The sequence below is a fragment of the Thermococcus sp. genome (assembly GCF_027066465.1).
In the GTDB taxonomy this organism is placed as follows: domain Archaea; phylum Methanobacteriota_B; class Thermococci; order Thermococcales; family Thermococcaceae; genus Thermococcus.
Genome location: NZ_JAMONU010000190.1, coordinates 1 through 5753, shown reverse-complemented (window position 1 = coordinate 5753; position 5753 = coordinate 1). Strand labels below are relative to the sequence as shown.

6 protein-coding genes and 1 pseudogene are annotated in these 5753 nt (G+C 56.6%); 4 read left to right on the top strand and 3 right to left on the bottom strand.

The annotated features are described in order from the left end of the window. The 3 genes and pseudogenes from MVK46_RS09430 to MVK46_RS09420 all read right to left on the bottom strand — a co-directional run. Positions 1-216, bottom strand: a pseudogene (locus MVK46_RS09430) (hypothetical protein); the annotation flags it as partial. A 45-nt stretch (positions 217-261) separates the two neighbouring features. Further along, the gene (locus MVK46_RS09425) at positions 262-441 is read right to left on the bottom strand and encodes a hypothetical protein (protein WP_297536424.1); all 180 of its coding nucleotides are present in this window, start codon (positions 439-441) and stop codon (positions 262-264) included. Positions 442-503: 62 nt separating this feature from the next. Continuing rightward, the gene (locus MVK46_RS09420; RefSeq protein ID WP_297536423.1) at positions 504-2312 is read right to left on the bottom strand and encodes a PINc/VapC family ATPase; all 1809 of its coding nucleotides are present in this window, start codon (positions 2310-2312) and stop codon (positions 504-506) included. A 69-nt stretch (positions 2313-2381) separates the two neighbouring features. Here MVK46_RS09420 and minD point away from each other — a divergent pair, with 69 nt between their 5' ends. The 4 genes from minD to MVK46_RS09400 all read left to right on the top strand — a co-directional run. Next, complete coding sequence (gene minD / locus MVK46_RS09415; protein WP_297536422.1) at positions 2382-3119, top strand: cell division ATPase MinD; 738 nt, start codon at positions 2382-2384, stop codon at positions 3117-3119. Next, positions 3116-3856: an ATP/GTP-binding protein gene (locus MVK46_RS09410; RefSeq protein ID WP_297536421.1), complete on the top strand. Its 741-nt coding sequence runs from the start codon at positions 3116-3118 to the stop codon at positions 3854-3856. Before minD ends, MVK46_RS09410 begins: the two co-directional genes overlap by 4 nt. Positions 3857-3952: 96 nt before the next feature. Continuing rightward, the gene (asnB, locus tag MVK46_RS09405; RefSeq protein WP_297536420.1) at positions 3953-5395 is read left to right on the top strand and encodes an asparagine synthase (glutamine-hydrolyzing); all 1443 of its coding nucleotides are present in this window, start codon (positions 3953-3955) and stop codon (positions 5393-5395) included. A gap of 22 nt (positions 5396-5417) precedes the next feature. After that, positions 5418-5753 (top strand): glycosyltransferase family 4 protein (locus MVK46_RS09400; RefSeq protein ID WP_297536419.1); only part of this gene is annotated, 336 nt, incomplete at its 3' end.

Sequence of the window (5753 nt, the reverse complement as noted above, 5' to 3'; positions counted from 1 at the left end):
CGTGTACTTCCTGTAGAGAACGTCGCAGTCCTCGCCCTCAAGCTCCTCGACGCTCGCGTTGAAGTTTGCCTTTATGACCCTGTCAACGCCGTTCACTATCTCCATCGCTATGTCGTAGCTCCTGTCCCCGATGACCATTGGGGGGCAGATGTGCTCCATGTTGTGTTTATCGAACTTGTGGAAGCTCTCCGGAATGATAACGACGTCGTACTTCATGGACACCACCGGAATAGGAAGGAAGCGGAGGTTTAAAAGCCTGTCTCATCCGGACTGGGGCTTTCCACAGTTCTTCTGAATGAACCTGACCGTTAGGTAGACGAAGGCGCTCAGCCAGAGGAAACTCCCGAGGGGAAACGCCCACATAAACTCAAAGCCGAGCAGACACGAGACCAGCCCGCCGAGGAACAGGGCCCAGAATAGCCTGTCCTTCCAAATCCCCATGCTACCATCTCCGGAGCTCACTAATGAAAGTTGTAAAAAGAGATTAAAAGGCTTGCGCCTCATTAAGTGCTGGCCCAGATTGGTATGCCGGCCTGGATGAGCCTCTCGAGTTCCTTGCCTATCGGGGTGCTCTTGCTGACCTTGACGAGGCCCTTCTTGTTGGGCGTCGCGGTGAAGACGTACTGCTCGCCGCCGTAGAACTTGAGCGGCTTCTTCGCGTAGTCAGGCGAGACGCGAAGGACAATCGTTTTCTTCTTCTCCTCGACCTCGACGGGTATCTTCTCCTTGGGCTTTTCAGCCTCGCGCTCGGCGAAGCTCTTGACGTCTATGCTTATGCCTATCCTCTTCTCCAGCTCGGTTATCCTCTTGCCCTTCTTGCCGATTATCGTTGGAATGTCGAACTCATCTGCATAAATTACGGCCTTGTGCGGGCTGACTATCTCGACCTCGGTGTAAACGTCGGGCAGGAACTTCTTAATTTCCTGCTTGAGCCTCTTCTCTGCCAGCCTCAGTGCCGGGGCCTTCTCCTCCTTCTTGACCGGAACGACGCTTATCTCCTCGCCGTAGGTGTAGATTTCGTACTCAAGCTCCCCAGTCTCGAAGTCCCTGACCTCTATGACCGGCCTCGCCAAATCCTCTTCCTTCATTCCGCTCGGGACCTTAACGAGGTATTCAAGGGTTAGAACCTTCGCAACTCTGCCCGCCTTGATGAAGAGAACCGTATCGACTATCTGCGGTATCATTCCGAGCTCGACCCTTCCGATGAAGCGCTGTATCGCGTCTATCGGCTTCGTCGCGTGGACCACTCCGACCATTCCGACGCCCGCCAAACGGAGGTCGGAGTAAATCTTGAAGTCACTCGTCTTCCTCATCTCGTCGAATATCGTGTAATCGGGCCTGACGAGGAGCAGTATGTCGCCGGTGAGCTCCATCTTGCCGTTCAAAGCCGTATATTGTGTTATTTCCTCGCTCACCTGCAGGTCGCGGGGCTTTTCCATCGTCTTCACTATCTTGCCCATGCTCGCGTACCACTCAGCTAAAGCCTGGGCAAAGGTCGTCTTTCCCTCACCGGGAGCACCGGCTATGAGTATTCCCTCGGCCCTGTCCTTGAGCCTCTTCAAAAGCCTCTCACTCAGCTCGTAGTCCTCTATGCTGAGTTTTTTAACCGGCCTGACCGCGGTAATCTCTATCCTGTCGGCGAAGGGCGGCTTGGCTATGACGATGCGGTAGTTTCTGAGCTGGACGACGGTAGCTCCGGGCTCGTCGAGTTCTATGAAGCTGTCTGGCTCCCTCTTCGCCCTCTCAACAACGTCGTCGGCTATCTCCTCCAGCTCCTCGTCGCTCAGCGGTTCGTCGCGGATTGGGACGAGCCTCCACTCGCCGGGCTTCCCCTTCTTGGCGAGGGGCTTAACCCCAGCCTTCAGGTGGACGCTCATCGTCGTCTCGTCGAAGAAGTCCTCGAGGCGGTGACGAACCTCCTTCTTGGCGGTTAAATAAATCACGTCGATGCCCTTAGCTATAGCTATGTCCCTCTGTACCTGGTCGCCGGTGATTAGCGTTGCGTTGAGTTGCTTTGCCGTCTCGCGGACCATGTGGTCTATCTCGCCGGCTTTGGCCCGTCTAATCTGCCAGAGTTCGGGCCTCTCGCCGTAGAACTCAAGGAGTATCTCTCCCCTGTCCGCCATGTCGCGGAGCTTCTTGAGTTCCTCAAGGCCGGTATGTCCTATCGCCTTTCCCTCGTTGGCCTGGTGCTCTATCTCGGCAACTACAGCTTCAGGAACGACGACCTTGACCTTCTCACCGATTGTTGAGAGGAACTGGGTTAGCCTGCCGTCAACTATCACGCTCGTGTCTGGGACAAAGACCTTCATACCTCTCACCGCTTCCCCCTGAGGCTAAAGGTTCATAAAGGTTTAGGCCAACCTTAAAGGGGTGGGAGAATGGGCAGATTGATTTCTATCGCGAGCGGAAAGGGTGGAACGGGAAAAACCACCACCACCGCGAACCTTTCCATAGCCCTCGGAAAGATGGGGTACAAGGTTCTGGCGGTTGATGCCGACCTGACGATGGCAAATCTGAGCCTTGTCATGGGTATAGACGATGCGGAAACAACCATCCACGACGTTCTCGCCGGGACGGCCAGTATTAACGACGCAATCTATGCGACGAGCTACGAGAACGTTTACCTGGTTCCAGCGGCCGTTGACTGGGAGCACGTTATAAAGGCGGACCCCAGAAGGCTTCCCGAGACGATAAAACCCCTCAAGCCCCACTACGACTTCATCATAATCGACTGCCCGGCCGGGCTTCAGATGGACGCTATGAACGCGATGATGAGCGGTGAGGAGGTAATCCTCGTAACAAACCCGGAGATATCTTGCATAACCGACACCATGAAGGTCGGGATAGTCCTCAAAAAGGCCGGTCTGGCCGTTCTCGGCTTCGTCCTCAACCGCTACGGCAGGAGCGATAACGACATCCCGCCGGAGGCCGCAGAGGAGGTCATGGAAGTCCCGCTTTTGGTTGTCGTTCCGGAGGACCCGAAGGTCAGAGAAGCTACACTTGAGGGAATCCCGGTCGTCGAGTACGCCCCCGACTCCGACGGTGCGAAGGCCTTCTTCGAGCTTGCGGAGACCGTCGTAAGGATAGCGGGCTTCAAGGCGAGGGTGATGAGATGATTCTGACGTTCATAGGCACCGCCGGGAGCGGGAAGACAACCTTAACGGCCGAGTTTGGAAGGTACCTCGAGGAGAACGGCTACTCGGTCTCGTACGTCAACCTCGACACGGGCGTTAGGAAGCTCCCCTACCGGCCGGACGTCGATGTGCGCGACGACGTTACCGCATGGGAGCTCATGGAAGAAGGTTTGGGTCCCAACGGGGCGATTGTTAGGAGCTATGACCTTCTCGTTCCGAAGGTCAACGAGTACGCCGAGAGAATCAGGGAACTCGACGGAAAAAGCGACTACGTTCTCATAGACACCCCCGGCCAGATGGAGACCTTCCTCTTCCACGAGTTCGGGGTAAAGCTCATGGAGGCCTTTCCCGACGCCCTCGGCGTCTATCTCTTCTCGCCGGAGATACTGAGGAAGCCGACCGACTTCTGCTTCGCGCTCTTCTTCGGCCTCATGATAGACCTCAGGCTCGGTATAACGACCGTTCCGGCGCTTAGTAAAGTTGACACGGCCAACGCTGACGAGCTGAGGAAGTACCTCGACGACGCTGAGTATTTAACCGCGAGGCTCAAGCTCGAACCTTCAACCCAAGGGCTTTTAGCGTACAAACTCTGCTCAACGCTTCCGGAGCTGGCCCCGCCGACGAGGGTTCTCTACCTCTCAGCAAAAACGCGCGAGGGCTTTGACGAGCTGGAGACGGTGGCTTATGAGCATTACTGCACCTGCGGGGACCTTACGTGAACGAGCGTTCAGAGTGCCCTTCTTTTCCTGCAAACTCTAACAAGTGGGAAGGCCAAAGCCTTTTCTTGCCCCGGTTGAACTAAAGTGGGTGGGAGCATGTGCCTGATTGCAGGGGGCGTTCAGGAGAACATCAGGGAAGCGCTGATTAAGATGGCGCTTGCGGGAAAACACAGGGGACCGGATGGCTTCGGCGTTTGGACCGACGAGGGAACGCTTAAGTCGGGCGACTTCTCAAGGCTGGGCGAGGTTCCGAACGGGAGGATAGGCCTGCTCCAGTGCAGACTGGCAATGACCGGCTCCAAGACCTTCATTCAGCCCTTTGTTAACGAGCTGGCCCTCGTCCACAACGGTGAAGTCTACAACCACTCCCGGATTCGGGATTTCCTTGAGGGAAAGGGCGTCTCCTTTGAGAGCGACGTTGACAGCGAGGTAATCCTCCGCCTAATCGAGTTTTTAAGGGGCAAGGGTTTGAGCTTCCCCCACGCGGTTAAAGAAGCAATGCGCTGGCTTGAGGGCGACTACGCGGTGGCCTTCTCCGACGGGGAGATGATTTACTTATTCCGGGACCCTGTTGGAGTTAGACCCCTCTACTTCTCGCCCAACGGCTTCTTCGCCAGCGAGAGGAAGGTTCTCTGGGCGATTGGGGAGAGGGCAATCCCCGTTGAACCCGGCGAGCTCGTGGTTCTTGGAGAGGGAATCCGGCGCGCGAGGCTTTTCTCCCTCGAGAAATTAAAAAGAGGTAGCACAGGAGGGAAGGGCCTCCTTAAGGGACTCGAAAACGTTCTCGACTACGCGGTAAAGCTTAGAAGTGCCCAAAGAACGGGAATCCTCTTCTCCGGCGGGCTTGACAGCACCCTCATTGCTTACCTCGCTTCAAGGCATTCGGACGTTGTCCTCTACACGGCAGGAACCGAGGACAGCCCAGATTTGGAGTGGGCGAGGAAAGTGGCAGATTATTTCGGCTGGGAGCTGAGGGAGAGGGTTTTTGATTTGGAGGACGTAGAAGAGGCCGCCAGAAAGGTCATCTTTGCCATAGAGGAGCCGAACCCGATGAACCTCGCCATAGGCCTGCCCCTTTACTTCGCCACCGGGCTTGCCGGAGAAGACGGTGTGAGGGTCCTTCTCAGCGGACAGGGGGCGGACGAGCTCTTCGGGGGCTACGCGAAGTACATCGAGAGGCCGGAGCTCATGTGGGAGGACCTGCTCAACATAGCCGAGCGGAACCTCGCAAGGGACGACAAGGTAGCGATGCTGAACGGCGTCGAGGGACGCTTCCCCTTCCTCTCCCTCCCGGTCGTCGGCATAGCGCTGAGAACCCCGGTGGGACTCAAGATAGCCGAAGGAGAGCGGAAGGTAATCCTCAGGAGGCTCGCCTTAGGACTGGGAATTCCGGAGTGGATAGCGAATCGGGAGAAGAAAGCCGCCCAATACGGCAGCAGGGCGCAGAAGCTCCTCGAAAAGCTCGCGAAGAGGGAAGGGCTCTCGCTGAGAGAACTCGCCGAAAAACTCTTCCGCGAGACCTTTCCAAACGCTTTTTAACTCCCTTTTCCAATCCCAGCACATGAGAATCCTCATGGTCGGCCACTATCCACCCCACGGCGGGGGCGTTGCGAGGCACCTTGACAACCTCGTCAGGGAGCTTAGGCGAGAGCACGAGGTCCACGTTCTCACCTACGGCCCGGTCAAGCCGAGGGACTTCGAGAGGAATTTGGTTCACCAGGTTAGAGTTCCACCGGTTTACGGGCTGAGGGGGACGAGCTTCGCGTTTTTAGGTGCGAGGAAGATAGTTCAGCTCCACAGGCGCTTCAGGTTCGATATAATCCATGCCCACTTCGTTGGAACGACAAGCTTCGCCGGGGTTCTGGCGAAGGAACGGCTCAACCTTCCGCTCGTGGTT